This window comes from Microbacterium sp. K41 (genome assembly GCF_004794395.1).
GTDB lineage: Bacteria > Actinomycetota > Actinomycetes > Actinomycetales > Microbacteriaceae > Microbacterium > Microbacterium sufflavum.
The window spans coordinates 1-18,416 of the sequence record NZ_SSDO01000374.1 but is presented as its reverse complement, the minus strand read 5'-3'; the positions used below and the strand labels follow the sequence as shown (position 1 = coordinate 18,416).

General features: G+C 69.2%; 20 protein-coding genes. 7 read left to right on the top strand and 13 right to left on the bottom strand.

The annotated features are described in order from the left end of the window. Both DW309_RS11745 and DW309_RS11740 read right to left on the bottom strand, forming a co-directional pair. Positions 1-842, bottom strand: an 842-nt coding sequence (locus tag DW309_RS11745) for an ROK family protein (protein WP_168387257.1), incomplete at its 3' end; no start/stop codon positions are given. Positions 843-916: 74 nt separating this feature from the next. Beyond that, positions 917-1,939: a LacI family DNA-binding transcriptional regulator gene (locus DW309_RS11740; protein ID WP_136045474.1), complete on the bottom strand. Its 1,023-nt coding sequence runs from the start codon at positions 1,937-1,939 to the stop codon at positions 917-919. 206 nt (positions 1,940-2,145) lie between these two features. Between DW309_RS11740 and DW309_RS11735 the strand changes: the two genes are divergently transcribed. Both DW309_RS11735 and DW309_RS11730 read left to right on the top strand, forming a co-directional pair. Continuing rightward, positions 2,146-2,373 (top strand): hypothetical protein, encoded by a 228-nt coding sequence (locus tag DW309_RS11735; protein ID WP_136034486.1) that lies wholly within the window; start codon positions 2,146-2,148, stop codon positions 2,371-2,373. Then, positions 2,370-3,104, top strand: coding sequence for a 3-keto-5-aminohexanoate cleavage protein (locus DW309_RS11730; RefSeq protein WP_240753199.1), 735 nt, complete (start codon positions 2,370-2,372; stop codon positions 3,102-3,104). The genes DW309_RS11735 and DW309_RS11730 overlap by 4 nt, the downstream gene beginning before the upstream one ends. Positions 3,105-3,122: 18 nt before the next feature. On the opposite strand, the gene DW309_RS11725 is transcribed toward DW309_RS11730, so the two are convergent. Then, on the bottom strand, positions 3,123-3,497 hold the full coding sequence (locus tag DW309_RS11725) for a VOC family protein (protein ID WP_136045473.1): 375 nt from the start codon (positions 3,495-3,497) through the stop codon (positions 3,123-3,125). A 150-nt stretch (positions 3,498-3,647) separates the two neighbouring features. Next, the gene (locus tag DW309_RS11720) at positions 3,648-4,379 is read right to left on the bottom strand and encodes a helix-turn-helix transcriptional regulator (RefSeq protein WP_136045472.1); all 732 of its coding nucleotides are present in this window, start codon (positions 4,377-4,379) and stop codon (positions 3,648-3,650) included. 83 nt (positions 4,380-4,462) lie between these two features. On the opposite strand from DW309_RS11720, the gene DW309_RS11715 reads away from it, so the two are divergent. After that, the gene (locus tag DW309_RS11715) at positions 4,463-5,332 is read left to right on the top strand and encodes an NmrA family NAD(P)-binding protein (protein WP_136045471.1); all 870 of its coding nucleotides are present in this window, start codon (positions 4,463-4,465) and stop codon (positions 5,330-5,332) included. A gap of 3 nt (positions 5,333-5,335) precedes the next feature. Here the strand turns inward: DW309_RS11715 and DW309_RS11710 are convergent, their stop codons facing one another. The 3 genes from DW309_RS11710 to DW309_RS11705 form a co-directional block, all read right to left on the bottom strand. Beyond that, a complete protein-coding gene (locus DW309_RS11710) occupies positions 5,336-6,025 on the bottom strand; it encodes a nucleotidyltransferase domain-containing protein (protein WP_168387256.1) in 690 nt (229 codons plus the stop codon). Between the two features lie 47 nt (positions 6,026-6,072). After that, entirely contained in the window at positions 6,073-6,441 is a 369-nt protein-coding gene (locus DW309_RS19605; protein WP_168387255.1) for a hypothetical protein, read from the bottom strand. Positions 6,442-6,834: 393 nt separating this feature from the next. Further along, positions 6,835-7,836, bottom strand: coding sequence for an SDR family NAD(P)-dependent oxidoreductase (locus tag DW309_RS11705; RefSeq protein ID WP_136045469.1), 1,002 nt, complete (start codon positions 7,834-7,836; stop codon positions 6,835-6,837). A gap of 75 nt (positions 7,837-7,911) precedes the next feature. On the opposite strand from DW309_RS11705, the gene DW309_RS11700 reads away from it, so the two are divergent. After that, entirely contained in the window at positions 7,912-8,526 is a 615-nt protein-coding gene (locus DW309_RS11700) for a TetR/AcrR family transcriptional regulator (protein WP_240753198.1), read from the top strand. A gap of 178 nt (positions 8,527-8,704) precedes the next feature. Here DW309_RS11700 and DW309_RS11695 read toward each other — a convergent pair whose 3' ends face one another. Both DW309_RS11695 and DW309_RS11690 read right to left on the bottom strand, forming a co-directional pair. Continuing rightward, positions 8,705-10,159, bottom strand: coding sequence for an APC family permease (locus tag DW309_RS11695; RefSeq protein WP_240753197.1), 1,455 nt, complete (start codon positions 10,157-10,159; stop codon positions 8,705-8,707). A gap of 214 nt (positions 10,160-10,373) precedes the next feature. Then, positions 10,374-10,889, bottom strand: coding sequence for a DUF4188 domain-containing protein (locus tag DW309_RS11690; protein WP_136045468.1), 516 nt, complete (start codon positions 10,887-10,889; stop codon positions 10,374-10,376). Positions 10,890-10,960: 71 nt separating this feature from the next. Between DW309_RS11690 and DW309_RS11685 the strand changes: the two genes are divergently transcribed. Then, positions 10,961-11,572 (top strand): MerR family transcriptional regulator, encoded by a 612-nt coding sequence (locus tag DW309_RS11685; protein WP_136034468.1) that lies wholly within the window; start codon positions 10,961-10,963, stop codon positions 11,570-11,572. Here the strand turns inward: DW309_RS11685 and DW309_RS11680 are convergent. From DW309_RS11680 to DW309_RS11665, 4 genes are all read right to left on the bottom strand, one after another. After that, positions 11,562-13,301, bottom strand: a complete 1,740-nt coding sequence (locus DW309_RS11680) for a DUF2075 domain-containing protein (RefSeq protein ID WP_136045467.1) — start codon at positions 13,299-13,301, stop codon at positions 11,562-11,564. The two genes, DW309_RS11685 and DW309_RS11680, sit on opposite strands and share 11 nt — an antisense overlap. Further along, positions 13,298-13,633, bottom strand: coding sequence for a nucleotide pyrophosphohydrolase (locus DW309_RS11675; RefSeq protein ID WP_136034464.1), 336 nt, complete (start codon positions 13,631-13,633; stop codon positions 13,298-13,300). The genes DW309_RS11680 and DW309_RS11675 overlap by 4 nt, the downstream gene beginning before the upstream one ends. 150 nt (positions 13,634-13,783) lie before the next feature. Further along, positions 13,784-14,716: a G5 domain-containing protein gene (locus DW309_RS11670; RefSeq protein ID WP_136045466.1), complete on the bottom strand. Its 933-nt coding sequence runs from the start codon at positions 14,714-14,716 to the stop codon at positions 13,784-13,786. Positions 14,717-14,921: 205 nt separating this feature from the next. Further along, positions 14,922-16,418, bottom strand: coding sequence for a SulP family inorganic anion transporter (locus DW309_RS11665; RefSeq protein WP_136045465.1), 1,497 nt, complete (start codon positions 16,416-16,418; stop codon positions 14,922-14,924). A gap of 246 nt (positions 16,419-16,664) precedes the next feature. Between DW309_RS11665 and DW309_RS11660 the strand changes: the two genes are divergently transcribed. Both DW309_RS11660 and DW309_RS11655 read left to right on the top strand, forming a co-directional pair. After that, entirely contained in the window at positions 16,665-17,231 is a 567-nt protein-coding gene (locus DW309_RS11660) for a TetR/AcrR family transcriptional regulator (RefSeq protein WP_136045464.1), read from the top strand. Between the two features lie 98 nt (positions 17,232-17,329). Further along, positions 17,330-18,416, top strand: a 1,087-nt coding sequence (locus tag DW309_RS11655) for an MFS transporter (RefSeq protein WP_136045463.1), incomplete at its 3' end; no start/stop codon positions are given.

Here is an 18,416-nt window from a genome sequence, read left to right as displayed (position 1 = left end):
TCGCGGGCGAGGACGCTGAGGCCGCGGGCGACCGAGAGCTCCGGCTCGGGCGGCACGACGAGGCGCGGGGGCGTGAGCGACGGCCACAGGTGTGCGCGCAGGTACTCGTCGACGGGCGTGCTGATCGCGGCACCCGCGCGGAGGATGCCCCCGGAGAGGATCACCACGGCCGGGTCGTAGGAGTGCACGAGGCTCGTGACGACCGCGCCCCAGACGTGCAGGAAGCGGTCGCGGAGCTCGGGGTGCGCGTCGGTCGTGAAGACCTCGGTCATGCTCACGCCCGCCGGCAGTGCGCGGGTGCTGGCGAGTGCTTCACCGCAGCCGATGTTGCCGCACGGGCAGGTGGGGCCGTCGAGGTCGACCGTGAGGTGTCCGCCGAGGATGCCCGCGTGACCCGTGCGGCCGCGGAGCGCGACCCCGTCGAGGAGCGCAGCCGTGCCGATGCCCGTGCCCAGTGTGACCAGCACGGCGTCGCGCTCGCCGAGGGCGCTGCCCGCGGAGGTCTCGCCGATCAGCGCCGCGCGGGCGTCGTTCTCCACCACGGCGGGCAGCCCGAACTCCGCGCGGGCCCAGGTGCCGAGGTCGAAGTCGCGGAGAAAGTCGTACTTGGCGTTCGCGTGCCGCATGCGCCCGGTCGCGGGGTCGACCACGCCGGGGACGGCGATGCCCACGGCGTCGGCCTCGGCACCGAGTTCGCTCAGGAGACGGCGGGCGTCGAGGGCCGCGTCGGCGAGGTCGGCGGCGGTGCCGCGCACGGGGAGCCGGTTCGACGCGAGGACGCGGTCGCCGTCGATGACGGCCAGCTTGATCTCGGTTCCCCCGAAATCGATGCACAGCTCCATCCGGCCTCCTCGTCGATGATTGGTAACGTTATCAACGCGGGCGAGGAGTGTCAACATCCGCGGCGAGGGGTGGTTCAGCGCACGCCGCGGAGCGACACCGGCAGCTCGACCTCGCGGGCGGGCGCCTCGCGATCGCCGCCGTCGAGACGGTCGAGCAGCAGGCGGGCGGCCGTGCGACCGAGCTCTCGCGGGTCGTGGTCGATAACGCTGATGGGTACGGGCGACAGCTCGGCGAGCTCGAAGTCGTCGAAGCTCAGCAGCTCGGGGAAGTCGGCCGGAGCACGAAGCCCCGTGGCGAGCTGTGTGCTGATCTCCTTGAGCGCGCCGATCGCGTTGCGGTTGTTGGCGCAGAAGATCGCCGTCGGCGGGTTCTTGGCCCGCAGCAGCGCGCGGGTGGCATCGCGCGCCTGCTCGACGGTCTGCTGGTTCGTGGCGACCAGGTGCGGGTCGACCCGGACGCCGCGCGTCTCCATCGCCCGCACGAACCCGGCATGGCGGCGCTCGCCGGTGAAGATCGACAGGGCGTTGCCGAGATAACCGATGCGGGTGTGACCGCCGTCGATCAGGGCCGTCGTGCCGCGGAACGCGCCGTCTTCGTCGGCGAGCACCACGCTGTCGGCCGCGAGCCCGTCGATGCGGCGCGAGGCCAGCACCACCGGCACGCCCTGGTTCTGCGAGTGGGCGAGGTGCGTGGAGGTGGTGCTCGCGGGCACCACGATGAGTCCGTCGACGCGACGCCCGAGGAAGTCGCCGACGAGCTCGGCCTCGCGGGCGGCGTCCTCCGAGGTGTTGCCGAGCAGGATGCGGCGTCCGGTGAGGGCGGCCTCCTCCTCCACGCCGAGTGCGAAGGTGCTGTAGTACGGGTTGGCGATGTTGGTGATCGCGACGCCGATGAGTCCGCTGCTGTGACCCGGGCGGATGCTGCGGGCGTTCTCGTTGCGGTGATACCCGAGCTCGGCGACCGCGGCGAGCACCCGCTGCTGTACCTCGGGCTTCACGTTCACGCCGCCGGACAGCGTGCGTGACACCGTCATGGGGCTGACGCCCGCGCGCTGGGCGACCTCCTTCACGGTCGGCCGGTGCGCCCTCTCGCTCATTCCTGCCTCCGAGCCGTGGTGTCCGCGATCTGAAGGGAACGTTATCAGCGAAGCCGCGCGGCGGCGGTCAGGGTGCGCGAGGTCCGCCGTGGATCGGAGGAGTTGTGCGCAGATGGGGCCGGCGCCGTGGGCGGAAACACCGTGTCAAGGCCCTCTTCGCTGTCGGTCGCCTCACGTAGAAAGGAGGGACGACGAAAGGCAGGGGCATGGCCGCAGGTGACATCGAGACCTTCTCGCGCAACGGGATCTGGTTCAACCGCATCCAGGGCGAGTCGCACACGCTCGGGAGCAGCTTCGAGTCGATGGACGAGGCGGTGAAGGTCGGTCGCGGGGCGGCGGTCGCGCGACAGGTGCAGCACTTCGTGCGCACCGAGGAAGGGCCGTCCGAGGATGTCGCTCCGAACGAGGCGCACCCGCGCGACCTGATGTGGTGAACGCGCCGATGCTGCTGCAGGTGTGCGCGAACGGCGCGCGCGAGGTGGCGTCGCATCCCTGGCTGAGCGCCGACGAGACGGTGGTCGCGCAAGACGCCGCGGCGGCGCTCGAGGCCGGTGCGGCGGAGGTGCACGTGCACCCGAAGGATGCGTCGGGCCGCGATTCGCTCGACTCGCGGGACGTGCAGCGGTGGCTCGGGGCCGTCCGCGCGGCATGCCCCGGGGTGCCCGTGGGCGTGACAACCGGCGCATGGGCGGAGCCCGACGTGTCGCGACGGCTCGCCGCGATCGAGTCGTGGACCGAGCTGCCCGACTACGCCTCGGTGAACTGGCACGAGGCGGGGGCCGATGAGGTGGCCGTCCTGCTGCGGCGTCGCGGGATCGGCGTGGAGGCGGGGATCTGGGACGCGGCGGGCCTGGAGGTGTGGCGGCACTCGCCGGTGCGCGGGGACTGTGTGCGGGTGCTCGTCGAGTTACCCGACGAGGCCGCCGAGGTGGTGCGTGCGCACGCGGAGGGCCTGGTCGCGCACGTGGCCAAGGAGGAGCCCGACCTGCCGATCCTGCTGCACGGGGAGGAGCGGTCGGCCTGGGCCGCGCTCGACCTCGCCGTGGAGCTCGGGCTCGACACGCGGATCGGCCTGGAGGACGTGCTGCTCCTTCCCGACGGCACCGATGCCCCCGGCAACGCCGCCCTCGTCCGGGCGGCTCGCGCCCGCGGCGCCGGGGTGTGACCCCGCGCCCGGGCCGGCTCAGGACTCCCAGCCGCGCCAGTCCGGACGGTCGACGATGCAGAAGCGGTTGCCCTCGGGGTCTTCCATGATGATGTAGTCCGCGTCGTCGGGCCTGCCGTCCCAGTGCACCTCGCGCGCCCCGAGCTCGGCCAGTCGCCGGACCTCGGCGGCCTGGTCTTCGGCGTAGATGTCGAGGTGGATGCGCGGCGGCAGCACCCGCTCGGAGTGGTGGGCGTCGAGCGCGATGCACGGCGTCTCGGCGTCGCGCGGTTTCAGCACGAGCCAGTCGTCCTCGGCGGGGTCGCGCTCCACGTAGTCGAGGGCGGCTTTCCAGAACGCGGCCTGGGCCGGGAGGTCGTTCACGCGGATCACGATCGACACGATCTTCAGCATGCCCGGGAGTGTACGGGCGGCTCGGGAGGGGGGACAGGGCCTTGCGGACCGATGCGGGGGCGCTCCGCGGACCCGGGCGGCGTGCGCGTCTGCGCGCGAGACTCCGCCTTCTCACCCCGTAGCCCGCACCCCGCACCCGCGCACCACATCTCACATCACTCCTGCGGATCCCGCCACCGTCGCGTCCGTCCGCCCGAAGTCGCTCGTGAGCCACGCCTCTACCGACGCGAAGGGGAAGTCGCGCGGGGTGTGCGTGCCCGGAAGGATCCGCGCGTGCCCCATCCGGTCGAGGCGGAACAGCCGCCAGTCGTCGCGATCGAGGTCGAATGCCACGACGTACCACCGCGACGTCCGCCGCACGTGGCGGTGCGGCTCGATGGTCCGCGCGGAGGCGGTGCCGTGCTGGTCGGTGTAGTCGAAGGTGAGGCGCGAGCCCTGGGCGACCGCGTCGGCGAGGGTGCCGACGAGTGCCCAGTCCACGGCGGCCGTCTTCGGCTGGAGGATCTGCGTCGACAGGGCGGTGGCGGCGGCTCGGCGGCGCAGCGCGGGCGGCAGGGTCTGTTCGAGTTTGGCGCGGGCGACCGCGGGCGCGGGGTCGGCGGGGTCTCCGGTCTCGAGCACGAGCAGAGCCGTGATGATCGTGGTGACCTCGTCCGCGTCGAGCAGCAGCGGAGGGATGCGGGTGCCGGGGCGCAGGCGGTAGGCGGCGCCGGGTCCGGGTCGGGAGCGCACGTCGTAGCCGAGGTCGCGGAGGCGTTGCGCATCGCGGCGGACGGTCCGGGCACTCACCTCCAGGCGTGCGGCGAGCTCGGGCACGCTCCACTCGCCGCCGGTCTGCAGGAGGGACAGGAGACGGAGCGTGCGGTTCGACGGAGTGTCCACGCCTCCATGATCCCGCGAGATACGGCCAGGATCAGGCCGTATCTGGTTCTAACGTGGGCGGACATCAAACGAGAGGATCCCTCATGCGCATCGCTGTCACGACCCCGAACGGCCATGTCGGCCGGCACCTGACGCGGATGCTGGTGCGCGCCGGCGTCCGTCCGCTCCTGCTCACGCGCACCCCCGACCGCATCGCGGCGGAGCTGCGGCCGCACGTCGAGATCGCCCGCGCCGACTCGCAGAACGCGGAGGAGGTGAGCGCCGCGACCCGGGGCGTGGACGCCCTGTACTGGGTGGATCCGTCGGTGATGTCGGAGGATCCGCTCGCCGACTACGCGCGGGCGACGGACGCCCTGGTGGGCGCGGTCGCGCGGAACGGCATCGGGCGGGTGGTGTTCCAGAGCAGCGTCGGTGCCGAGAAGCGTCACGGCGCGGGCGAGATCGACGGGCTCGCCGCGACCGAGGTGGCGCTCGACGCCCTGGGCATCGCTGTGACCCATCTGCGCTGCGGCTACTTCTTCAGCAACCTGCTACTCGACGCGGAGTCGCTGCGGGCCGGGCGGCTGTCGACGGTGCTGCCGCTCGATTCGACGATGCCGTGGGTGGCGCCGCGCGACATCGCCGAGGTCGCCGCGCTCACCCTGCTCAACCGCGAGTGGAGCGGGCGGCGGGTGCAGGCGGTGCACGGGCCGGAGGATCTGAGCTGGGCGCAGGTCGCCGGCATCCTCACGCACGAGCTCGGCCGCGAGGTCACGGTGGAGCGCATCGCCGACGACGACCTGCGTCAGGGCCTGAAGGCTGCGGGCATGCCGGAGGCGATGGCGGAGGCGGTGTTGGGCATGTCCACCGGGCTGCGCGACGACTTCACCCCGGAGCAACCGCGCTCGCTCGTGACCACGACCCCCACGACCCTGCGGTCCTGGGTGCGGGACGAGCTTGTGGGGGTGGTGTAGCCGTCAGCGCACGAAGCCGTCCTGCACGCGACCCCCGGCACGGGCGAGCTCCTCGTCCGCGCGTGCCGCGAACGCGGTGAGGTCGCCGTGGAGCAGGGGTGCGGCGAGGCGCTCCGCGCGGGCGGGGTCCAGGTCGCGGAGCCGCCGCGGGAGGTACTTGCCCGTTCCGATCCAGTGCCGTTCGGTGAGCAGCACGAGCTCCGCGACCCGGGAGAACAGCGTCCAGGCGATGACGTTCCGCTCCAGCTCGTCGGTGGCGTCGCGCAGATCGTCGAGCAGGTCGGTGATCATGTAGCGCCGCAGCGCGAGCTCATGCTCGTCCATGGTCGGGCCGTCTGCGAGTCGCGCGCCCCACTCCTCGCGGAGCGCGGTGAGGGCCTGGCCGCCGCGCACCTCTTCGCCTTCGACGAGCATGTGGACGATGACGGGCCGGTGCTGATCGATCCCGCCGCGCGCCCATTCCCGGTAGCCGTCGTGCGTGTAGGCGAACACCTCGAAGATCTCTCCCTCGAAGCGGTAGGTCGCGGCCAGGCTCGTCCCGTCGTTCGGAAACAGCGCGTCGCCGATCACGAGGAGGTCGATGTCGCTGGAGGCCGTCCGGTCGCCGCGGGCCGTGCTGCCGCCGATCACCGCGATCTCCGCCGCCGGGAACTCCCGATCGATGAAGCGCTCACACAGGTCGAGGTACGTCATCCGGGCATCGTAACGACAGTGCACCTCGACCCGCGGTACTGCCGCTCTCACCCATCCGAAGCTGTGACGCCCGATTCCGGTCGCCGGCAGTGTCCGTCGAGGCGTTCGTTCGATCTTCCCCGCTTCACGGGTGGTGGCGGCCCCTGGTCGAGGTGTTCGAGAAGCGCGACAAAGAGGAAGTCCGCTTCGGACTCGGGTGATGGGGTGTTCCGGTCGGGACTCCACACCTGCACGATCCGTCTCATCGCCACGGCGTGGCCGTCGACCACGACCGACAGCCTGATCCATGCGCCCGCGCCATCGATGTCGATCGCGGGATCCACGCGGATGTCCCTGAGTCCGGCGAGTGCGAGCGAACGCACCAGGTGCCCCTCCACCGCGGCGCGCGCCTGAGCCAACTCATCTGCGCTCAGCACTCGTCGTCTTCCGACCCGCGTCGTGATTCCCTGCCCCCGTCGCTATGTCTATTCCGGCTCTTCGGGAAGCGGTTCGGGCGGGCGCCGAGAACGCGTCTCAGGGCGGTGACCGTGAACCAGCCGATGCCCGCAACGAGAGCGATGGAGGCAAGGAGCGTGGACAGTGAGAATCCGACGGCCATCAGAAGACCCCGGCCTGCGCTGTGCATCTCCCGGCCATGAAGCCCTCCCGACCACCCTGAAGCGACACCGACGGCCCCGGCGTGATCCATGCTGTCGGAGGCCGCCCGCGTGCAGCGCGGGAGTTCACCGTGACTAACGATCTTGGTCCGATCCCACGAGTAACGCCCCCGCCGTTCGGGTCGGCGGGGGCGTCGGTCTCACGGAGTCGCGTTACTGGACGGACCAGCCGCCGTCCGAGGCGAGGATGGCGCCGTTGATGTTCACGGCGTCGTCCGACAGCAGGAACGTGATCGACGCGGCCAGGTGCTCGGCGGTCGCGACGGTGGGGATGGCCTGCTGGAACGGGGCGAGGCGCCCGGAGCCGTACTCCGACATGTGCGGGGGCATCGGGATGCCGGTGGCGACACCGCCGGGGGCGACGGAGTTCACGCGGATGCCCTTCGGCCCGTACATGAAGGCGGCCGACTTGGTGACGCCGATGATGCCGTGCTTGCTGGCGGTGTAGGCGTTGCCCGAGGCGTTGCCGCGGAGGCCGGCCTCGCTCGACACGTTGAGGATCGCGCCGTGTCCGGCCTTCTCCATCACGGGGATGACCGCGCGCATGAGCTTGAACGGGGCGGTGAGGTTGATCGCGATGACGCGGTCCCAGACCGCGTCGGGGGTCTCGCCCGCGGGGGAGAAGTCGTCGTTGATGCCGGCGACGTTGGCGAGGCCGTCGATGCGGTCGCCCGCGGCGGCGAGCACCGCGTCGATGGCCTCCTGCTTCGTGAGGTCGCCCGCGACCGTGACGATGTCGGCCTCCGGGAGCTCGGCCGTGAGGGCGTCGAGCTTCTCGGCGGCGATGTCGCTCGCGATCACGCGGCCGCCCTCGCGGGCGATGCGGGAGGCGGTGGCCTTGCCGATGCCGGAGGCGGCGCCCGTGACGATCACGGTCTTGCCGGCGAAGCGGCCCGCGGTGACCTTCTCGGTCCACCCCTCGGAGGCGTCGTCTTCGGGGATCTCGCCGTTGTTGGCGGCGCGCACCAGGTCGTCGACGACCGACTGCGGGAGCTGGCCCTGGCTCATGGCGACGAGCTGCTGCAGGGGCAGGCCGAGCACGGGGGTGAGGAGCTCGGGGTCGGCGCCCGTCTGCTCGAAGAGTCCCCGGATGAGCGGGCCGCCGGTCGGGTCGTTCATCCAGTCGCCGATGGTGGAGTGTGCGGTGAGGGCCATGCTCTTTCTCCTTGCTCGGGTTTCGCAACGGTGCGTCTACTTATGTTCCAGTGTACGCCTCTGTACGCTCGATGGGTGCCCCGTCCTCGCAGCGAGAAAGCCCGCCAGTCCGTGCTGGACGCGATGCGGCGCGCGCTCGCCGAGGACGGCTACGAGGCCGTGACGATCGAGGGTCTGGCGGAGGCAGCCGGGGTGTCGAAGCAGACCATCTACCGCTGGTGGAAGACGAAGGCCGCGATCCTCGGCGAGGCGCTGCTCGAGGGCACCCTGCCAGGCGCGGACGTGACGGTACCGATGACCGACGACCTCGACGCGGATCTGCGGGCCTGGTTCACGGCGGTGTCCGCGGGGCTCGCCCGGCCGCAGGGGGTGGCGCTCGCGCGGGCGCTGATCGAGGTGACCGCGGCCGATCCGGAGCTCGGGCTGGTGTTGAACGAGAAGCTCGCGGCGCCGATCCGCGAGTGGGTCGGCGACCGCATCGCGCGCGGTCGTGCGGCCGGTGTTGTGCGGGCAGACGTGGACGCCGCCGCGATCGCGGATCAGTTCATCGCGATGGCCTCGTACGCCGCACTGATCGGTCAGCCCCTGAGCGCCGAGCGCGTCGACGCGACGGTGCTGCTGCTGCTGCAGGGGATCGCGGAGCGGATCGACGGTCGAGGTCAGGAGTCGTCAGGGCCTCGTCCCCGTTGAATGGCGCTTCCCACCACAGCCAACGCGACTCCGAGAAGTATCAGAGCAGCGAGCCAGAGGACCCACGCGACGTCGTGGAACAGCGGGAGGGTCGCGACCGTCGGAAGCGCCGTGCCGAGCAGCACCAGCGTGACGACCGTTCCCCGCTCCCGGGCGGTTCCGCGGGTCGGGCTCCCGCTCACGACTTCTTCTCCGCGCGGTGCCGGGGGCTGTCGGGGTTCATGAGGGAGTGGCGGCGGCCGTAGAGGAAGTAGATGATCAGGCCGATCACGAGCCAGACGGCGAAGCGCAGCCAGGTCTCCCAGTGCAGCTGGGAGATCAGGAACAGGGAGAAGCCGACGCCGATGATCGGGACCACCGGCATGAAGGGCAGGCGGAACGTGCGCGGGGCGTCGGGCTTCGTGTAGCGGAACACGATCACCGCGACGCACACCACGACGAACGCGGCGAGGATGCCGATGTTCGTCAGGTCGGCGACCGCGCGGATGGGGAAGACGCCGGCGAAGAAGGCGGAGGCGATGCCGGCGATCCAGGTGACGCGCTGCGGCACGCCCCGGCGGTCGACCTTGCTGAACCAGCCGGGGAGGAGCCCGTCGCGGCTCATCGAGAACCAGACGCGGGTCGCGCCGAGGAGGAAGGTGAGCATGACGGTGAGGATCGACAGCACCGCGAACACGGAGATGATGGCGGCCACGACGGGCAGGCCCACGCCCGTGAACGCGGAGGCGAAGCCGGCCTTGGGGTCGATCTCGGTGTAGTTCTGCATGCCGGTGAGTACGAGGGTCGCGGCGACGTACAGCAGCATCGCGATGATGAGCGACAGGATGATGGCCTTCGGCATGTGCTTGCGGCCGTCCTTGGCCTCTTCGGCGGCGGTGCTCATGGCGTCGTAGCCGAAGACGGCGAAGAACACGGTGGCGGCGCCGGTGAAGACGGGGCCGAAGCCGCTGGGCATGAAGGGGTCGTAGTTCTCGGTGTTGATGTAGAAGATGCCGAGGCCGACGATGCCGAGGATCAGCGCGATCTTGATGGCGACGGCGACGAGCTCGAAGCGTCCGAACGTCTGGGTGCCGCGGCTGAGGAGGAACGTCACGAGCAGGCAGATCACGATCGCGGGCACGTTGACGGCGCCCCCCGGCACGTCGGCGGTCTCGGTGACGGAGAGCGGCAGGTGGATGCCGAAGCCGGAGAGGAACGCGTCGAGGTAGCCGGAGATGCCGATGGCGACCACCGCGACGATGGCCACGTATTCGAGCAGGAGGTCCCAGCCGATGAACCAGCCGACGACTTCGCCGAGCGCGACGTACCCGTAACTGTAGGCGGAGCCGGCGCGGGGGATCATGCCGGCGAACTCGGCGTACGACAGGGCGGCGGCTGCGGAGGCGAGCCCGGCGATGAGGAACGAGATGAGCACGGCCGGTCCCACACCCGGGTTGGCGGCGTCGCCGTGTGCGACGAGTCCGGCGAGCGAGAAGATCCCGACGCCGATGATGCCGCCGACGCCGATCGCCGTGAGCTGCCACAGGCCGAGGGATTTGTGCAGGCCGCTGCGTGCGGCCTCCTCCGTCATGTCGCTGACCGGCTTGCGCCGCCAGACCGAGTGGGACGGGGTCTTCGAGGTGTCGGGCATCATCGCCTTCCGGTCGGGCTCGCACAGGGTGGTGCGCGAGGTCCTATGCCGCACGCGGGTGCACGCGCGGGGTCGTCCGCGGCCGGGGGCGGCGCCGGGTGGAGCACCTGTCTGCCGAGGGGACCAGTGGCACGCTACCCCGAACGACGGTGGCCCGGCGATATGCAGGGACGGATGTGGTCAGAAGTCACCATCGGCGACCTGGAAGCAGACGAGCTCATGGGGCATGTGGTGAGGCTAGCGGCTTCGTCGCCTCCGTTCGTCCGTCGGTGAAGCGCGCCTGGGCGCGGTCGTGGCGGCGGGGCACTTCGACGTGCTGCGTGGCGGCGGCGAGTCCCATGCGCTTGGTGGAGACGTAGACGCTCTCGGCGGTGTCGACGAGGAACGTCTCGTGCCAAACCCCGACCGCGCCGGGCGCCTTGCGGGCGGCACGGTTGAAGGCGGTCCAGGCGGGGCGGTGCTCCTGGTTCGGGTTCGAGGCGTAGGCGTAGAGCTTCTCGACCGACGACCAGAACTGCACGACGTAGGGGCCGCCCGAGCCGAGGAGAAGCTGGTAGCCGAGCAGCCCGGAGTCGGGGTCCGTGCTCAGCTCGCGGAGCATCCGGGGCATCGCGACGAACGCGGGCAGCCACAGGTCGGGCCGCCACCAGCGGTTGATCTGCATGCCGATGTGGAACACGACGAGCTCGCCGTCGTAGTGGTGGGTCATGCGGCCCGTGACGACCTGGGACATGGTGTCTCCTTCGATTGGATAGCGTCACTATCCATACTGGATAGCGCTACTATCGATGTCAAGAGGTGGCCATGAGGATTTCCGAACTGTCGGCGCAGACCGGCGTGACCGTGCCGACGATCAAGTACTACCTGCGCGAGGGGCTGCTCCCCGAGGGCGAGCGGACGTCGCCGACCCAGGCCGCGTACGGCGAGAAGCACGTCGAGCGGCTGCGGGTGATCCGGGCGCTGCTCGACGCCGGCGTGAGCATCGCCGAGACGCGCCGGGTGCTCGGCGCGCTGGACGACCCGCCCGCGAATCCGCACGAGCTACTCGGGACCGCGCACGCCGCGATCACCCCGCCGGTGGAGGAGTCCGTGGATCTCGCGGAGGCGGAAGCCCTGGTCGAGGGTCTCGGATGGAAGCCGGGGATGTGCGACGAGGCAGTGCTGCACGCGGTCGCCCGGGCGCTGGACGGCCTGGAGCGCGCGGGCTTCGTCGTGCCGAAGGCCGTGATGCGCGAGTACCTGCGGTCGGCGCGACGCATCGCGGATGCCGAGATCGCGGGGGTGCCGGGGGAGTCCGCTGAGGCGGCAGTGCGGTACGTGGTGCTCGGGTCGGTGCTGGTGGAGCCGCTGCTGCTGGCGTTGAGACGCGTGGCGCAGCAGGTGAGCTCGGGGGAGCGGTTCGGGGCTAGCTCCTAAATGCAGCGGCGAGGCGCTTGCGAAGCGCGGGGTCACACACATATACGTACGTCCCGCGCATCCCCCGCGTGAGCAGCACCCCATAGATGTTGCGGATGAAGGTCAGCAGGTCGTCGTCGCCGAACGAGTTCTTGAGATGGCCGGTGTTCTCCTTGCCTTTCTTGTCGCGATAACTCTCGCGGTCCGCAACGATCCGGCCGGTTGTGGCGTCTACGCGGAGGTCCGGCCCGATGATGACGCCCGCGTAGTTGAGGTCGTATCCCTGGACGGTGTGGATCGACCCGACCTCCTCGAGCGCTCCCGGTGAATTGATCCAGTCCTTATCTGTTCCGTTCCACCGCAGGCGCTCGCCGTCGAGCTCTATGTCGAACTCGTCGGGGTTCTTCTTGGACACCCAGTCCCACGCGTAGCCTGCGACGAGTCGCGAAAGACCGACTTCGGCGTCCTTATATCGGATCGCTTCGCGCATCTCGCCGAGGTCGTCGAAGAGGCGGAGTTCATACTCGCCGAGGTCGGGGAGCACTGGCGCTTCCTCCCGCAGCAGCGCGCGGATGAACTCGACGTAATCGGCTCCCGCCCGTACGCGCATCTGGGTGGTCAGACGGAAAAAGCGGTGCGCGTCCTTCGCCGCTCTCACCTCGGCATCGAGTGCAGATGGCGAGAGATCATGCGGCCGCACACTTTGCTCGCCATCCACCAGCAGGAGTTGATGTCTGCTTCGAGCTTTGATCCAGTCGAGCTGTGTGTAAGTGGGGTCGTCTTCGCCGAACAGAGCCGCATTGATGTCTCGGAACTTCTTGTTCTGCACGCCCGATGCTTGGTTCGCGCGCTGGCCCAACCGATGAGTCTCGTCGACGAGTACGAGGTCGAACTCGTCATCCGATTCGCCCAGTTGGAACGGTGACATCACCATTCCCGCGTTGAGCTTCGGCGTCTTCTTGAACACCTTCTTCACGGACTCCCTGAGCGACTGCTGAGGAATCACAAGAGCCATGCGAAGGCTCTTAAGTAGCTCACGATTTTCCGGAACAAAGAACTCGGAGAACATCGAGTCCGGCTCGACGCCGTCGTGATCCTGGTAGTCGCGGATGTCGGCGAGCAGCTTCATGAGGAAGATCGCGATGATCGTCTTGCCCGTTCCCGGGTTGCCCTGAACGACGAGCGTCGACCGGGCGGAGGGATCGTGAAGATCGTCGAGTAGGCCCTCGAGAATGTCCATGATCGCGACGCCCTGGTCGTCCGTGAGGGCCTTAAAGGGCGACAGCTTGAAGAGATCGGAGTTCTCGATCTGCGGGATGCTTCGGGAGAAAAGCCCCTCGGCGCGGAGAGCCTCGAACACGTCCCGGAAGGACTCACGGTAGAGGTCGCGATCGTAGTATTGCGCGTCCGTGAGGCCGTCGTTGCCGTTGAGGATGCGATATCGGCCGTCACCGGAGAACCACCGAATAAGGTGCGACTCGAGGTCGAGGCACACGGACTTGTTGAAGGTGTGGTCAACGACGACCCGGATCGACTCGAGAGCCTCGTGCCGCTTTGATCCCGCGAGGTGCTGACGCATCCGGCTCGCGGCGTTCACCGTTTCTCCGACATAGAGCCCGGGCGACGTGCGCTGAGTGCTCCCCTCGATCACATAGACGACAGGCCAATTGGTGTGCCGGGTGTCGTCACGGGCCCACGTATCGACGGCGTCGCGTTGAAATGGGAGCCGCTGGATGTTGAACTCTGTCACTCGGGCGCCTCGGACAGCTTGGTGTACTTCGTCATGCGCCCTTTCGCGAGTTCCACGGGGTACTTCGCCTTCGTCGACTCCAGCTTCTTCATGACGATGTCATCAAGGTCGGCACCAAGCTTGTTCGCAAGGTGGATGCAGTACGTGATGACGTCTGCCAGTTCGGCCTCCACCTGCTCCCGGTCGAAGTCCGCAGACCACTGAAAGCACTCGAGAAGCTCGCCCGCTTCGATCGAGATGCTCTTCGCCAGGTTCTCCGGAGAGTGGAACTGATCCCAATCTCGCTCGGCGACGAAGGCGCGAAGGGCGGCAAGGGTCTCCTGGCTCGGCATGGGAGCGACGCTAGCAGTTAGGGACTCGGGCGACTGGGCGCGAACGAGCGGTTCGCCGCCTCCGCGCCATGATCACCGATGAGTCGTCCCGAACTGGCGGCCGTGAGGGACGGCGCGAGCAGCGAAGGGCCGAGCCTCCTCAACGCCGACTCAGTCGCAGGCGATCCCATCGCCGTCGCGGTCGAGTTCGTACACATCGGGCCCGACAACCTGCAGCGGTCCCCGGACATAGGCGGGACCGTTTCCGCCCCCGCCGTCGCAGTCCACGTCGGAGGCGATCGGCACGCACACGCCTGCGTAGCTGGAGTGGCAGTCTGCGGCCGGCTGCACCAGGGGCACGGGTGCAGGTGCCGGTTGACGGGTACCGATCGAGGTGATCTCCGAAACGGGAGCCACGGTGATGGTCTCGCTCACGACTTCGCGCGAGACCTCTGCACCGTCGATGTACTTCACGCGAAAAGTGGTGACTTTCGTTCCCGCAACTCCTGCCGTTGTGACGACCGTCTGGCCGACATCGATCTGCGGGTCATTGACCGTCGCGCGATCGAACGGGATCACGGTCGACACATCGACCTCTTCGAAGGTTGCGGCCACCGACGAGGGCGTGGGCTCGTCCGTTGCGGACGAGGCGAGTGGCTTAGCAGCCGAGCTTGTCGAATCTGCGTTCGTCGATTTGGATCCAGGGCCTCCGAGGGCGGCGTTGGCTCCCGTGCCGACGAACATCAGCACGAAAGCGATGCCTAGCGCGGCCCAGCCGGCCCCGCGGGAGCGAACACGGAAGAACCTGGCTGACCCTCGTGCGATTGCGTAAACCGCCACGAAGAACAGAACGACTCCTGCGAGCATCAAGATCACGCCGAGACTCCGCGTGAGCAGCGCCACAGCCAAGACGACGGCCGCCGTGATGATGACGATCTTCAGACCCGACGACTTCGTTTCGCCTGGTGCGGTGGGAGATGCCGCAGCAGGGGCGAGGTTGAGTGGGGCAGTATGCGTCGTCCACTCCGTGCCGTTCCACCAGCGCTGCTGCTCGGGCTGGTGGGGATCGGGGTACCAGCCTTGCGGTGTTGTCTCGGGCATCATTGCCGTCCTTACGCTCGGATTTCATTCCGAACAGTACCGATATTTCGGGGAGTCGTGCGCGCGGGAAGAGCAGATGATTCTGACGTATCAACGGCAGGGCTATCGGCTCCCGTTGTACAGCGCCGGAGGCGATCTGGCCGTACATGATGCGAAGGAGCAACGCGATGCGAGTGCTCCGCCTACCTCCCGGTATTGAGCGCGCCCTCTACTCGAACCCGCCCGTCAACCGCCCGTGCATCGTCCCGCTCGAGTGATTCATCCCGACGATCTCCACCGTCTTCCCCAGCGCCGCGTACTTCGTCTCGATCGCGTCCAACGCGGCAACGGTCGACGCATCCCACACGTGCGATCCCGACAGATCAACAACAACGCGGGATGGGTCGTCCGTGTAGGAGAACAGCGTCGTGAGGTCGTTGCTCGACGCGAAGAACAGCTCCCCCTGCACGACATACGTCACCACGTCGCCCGCAACGGAACGCGTCACGGTCACGAAGTGCGCTACCCGCCGCACGAACAGCACCGACGCGACCAGCACGCCGCCCACAACGCCCACCGCCAGGTTGTGGGTGATCAGCACGAGCACGACCGTGGCGAGCATCACGAAGCTCTCGCTCTTCGGCATCCGCTTCAGCGTCGACGGCTTGATCGAGTGCCAGTCGAACGCGCCGATCGCCACCATCACCATCACGGCTACGAGTGCCGCCATCGGAATGGTCCCGACGAAGTCGCCGAACACCACCACCAGCAGGAACAGGAACACCCCGGCGCAGAACGTGGAGATGCGGGTCCTGGCGCCCGAGGCCTTCACATTGATCATGGTCTGACCGATCACGGCGCAGCCGCCCATGCCGCCGAAGATCCCCGACAACACGTTCGCGACGCCCTGCGCCCACGACTCGCGCGTCTTATTCGAGTGGGTGTCGGTGATCTCGTCGACGAGCTTCGCGGTGAGCAGCGACTCCATCAGCCCGACCAGCGCCACCCCGAGCGCGAACGGCGCGATGATCGTGAACGTCTCCCACGTGAGCGGCACGTTCGGGATGAAGAGCTCCGGCAGGCTGCGCGGCAGTTCGCCCTGATCGCCGACCGTGGGCACCGTGATGCCGAACGCGAGCACCACCCCGGTCACGATGATCACCGACACGAGCGGCGCCGGCACGACCTTCGTGAGCTTCGGCATCACCAGCATCACGACGATCCCGAGCGCCACCAGCGGATACACGAGCCACGGCACGTCGATCAGCTGGGGGAACTGCGAGCTGAACACGAAGATCGCCAGCGCGTTCACGAACCCGACCATGACGCTGCGGGGGATGAACCGCATGAGCTTCGCGACGCCTAGCACTCCGAGCACGACCTGGAAGATCCCGGCGAGGATGACCGTCGCGATGAAGTAGTCCAGCCCGTACGTCGGCGCGACCGGCGCGATCACGAGCGCCACGGCTCCGGTCGCCGCGGTCACCATCGCCGGGCGCCCGCCGAGGAACGCGATCGACACCGCCATGATGAACGACGAGAACAGTCCCACCTTCGGGTCCACCCCCGCGATCACCGAGAACGCGATCGCCTCCGGGATCAGCGCGAGCCCCACGACGAGCCCGGCGAGCACCTCGCGCGTCAGCATCCGCGGGTTCTTCAGCGCCGTGAGCACCGACGGGTGGTCGCGATAGCGGGCGCGGTCGATGGTCGTCGATACAGACAATGGGGGCTCCAGGGGGAAGGCGCCTCAGAGGAAGAGGCAGACGATCCAGCCTATGCGGACACACCGACCCGGAAGACTCATCAGGCTGCCGCCGCAGCCCTGCGAACCCACGACGCGTCTGCCCAGGACCTCCCGCCGCTGCAGTCCGCGCATCACCGCGACCTCGTGCACCGTCCCCCCGCCACAGCCCCGCACAACCACCGCACCTCTTGCCCCACTCGCAAGAGTGAGTGTACAGTCACTCTCATGCCCGCCACCCGAAGCTCCGTCCTCTCCACGGCCGACGCCCGCCGTCCGCTCGTGGCTGCTGCGGCTCTGCGTGCGTTCGCGCGCCGGGGGTTCCACGGCACGACCGTGGCCGATGTCGCGGGCGAGGCGAAGATCTCCCCGGCCTACGTGTTCAAGCTGTACTCCGGCAAGGAGGCGCTCTTCGTCGCCGCGCTCGACGCGTGCTTCGACGTGATCCTGGTCGCCCTCGAGGAGGGCGCCGACGCCGCGGAGGACCAGAAGCCCGCGACCGTGCTCGAAGCGATGGGCGATGCCTACGCCCACCTCATCTCCGACCGCACGCTGCTCATGCTCCAGGTGCACGCGCAGTCCGTGGCCGACATCGAGGTGATCGGTGAAGCGCTGCGCGCGGGGCTGGGGCGCATCACCACCTACGTCCAGTCCCGCTCCGGCGGCAGCGACGAGGACGTGCAGCGCTTCATCGCCTACGGGCAGCTCTGCCACCTCATCGTCACCACGCAGCTCGACGGACGGCCCGAGGACTGGGTCGCCCTCCTGACTGCGGGCATCACCCACCCCGAGTGAGCCGCCCGCGGTCGCACCCTTTCGCGTGCTCGCGAGAGTGAGTGAGTAATCACTCCCCCCTCATCCACACCGACCGACACGACAGAGAAGAGAGAACCATGACCACCCTCACCCCACTCGCCTCCGCTGCAGCCCCTCTGCGCAGCACCCGCCGTTGGCTCGCCCTGAGCGTGCTCGCGCTCGCGCAGTTCCTCGTGGTGCTCGACGCCTCCATCGTCAACATCGCCCTTCCGGTGCTCGGGCAGCAGCTCGGCATGGACACGGCCGCGCTCGCATGGGTCATCACCGCCTACGTGCTCGCGTTCGGTGGGCTCCTGCTCCTCGGCGGGCGGCTCGCCGACCGCTACGGCCACCGCCGCGTGTTCCTGCTCGGCACCGCGGGCTTCGTCGTCGCCTCGGCACTCGCGGGACTCTCGGTCGTGCCCGAGATGCTCCTCGCCGCGCGCGCACTCCAGGGGGCATCCGCCGCGCTGCTCGCCCCCGCGGCCCTCGCCCTGCTCACGCACCTCTTCCCCGACGACGCCGAACGCACCAGAGCGCTCGGCGTCTGGGGTGCCGTCGCGGGCATCGGCTCCGCGGCCGGCGTGCTCCTCGGCGGCGTGCTCACCGCGACCCTCGGGTGGCAGTCGGTGTTCTTCGTGAACGTCCCGGTCGGGGCGGTCGTGCTCATCGCCGTCCCGCTCCTCATCACCCGCGACACGGTCCGCGCCTCCGGTCGCCTCGACGCGGCCGGTGCGATCAGCGTGACCGCGGCACTCGTCGCCCTCGTCGGGGCGTTCAGCGCGGTCGAGCAGCTCGGCTTCGTCCACCCTCTGCCCCTCGGGCTCTTCGCCGTCGCGCTCGTGCTCGGCGCCGTGTTCCTCCTGATCGAGCGTCGCGCGCCGGAGCCGCTCCTCCCGCTGGCGGTGTTCCGCAACCGCGACCTCGTCCTCGGCAACGTCGTGATGCTGCTCGGCGGCGCCGCCATGGTCGCGCTGTTCTTCGCGCTCTCCGTGTTCATGCAGGCCGTGCTCGGGTACGACGCCCTCACGACCGGCCTCACCCAGCTGCCGCTCGCCGGTGCCCTGGTCGTCGTCGCGGGCGTCGTCCCGGCGCTGATCGGTCGTGCCGGCGCTCGACGCGTGCTCGCCGCCTCGCTCCTCGTGCTCGCCGGCGGGCTCGTGTGGCTCCCCCCCCCCCCCCCCC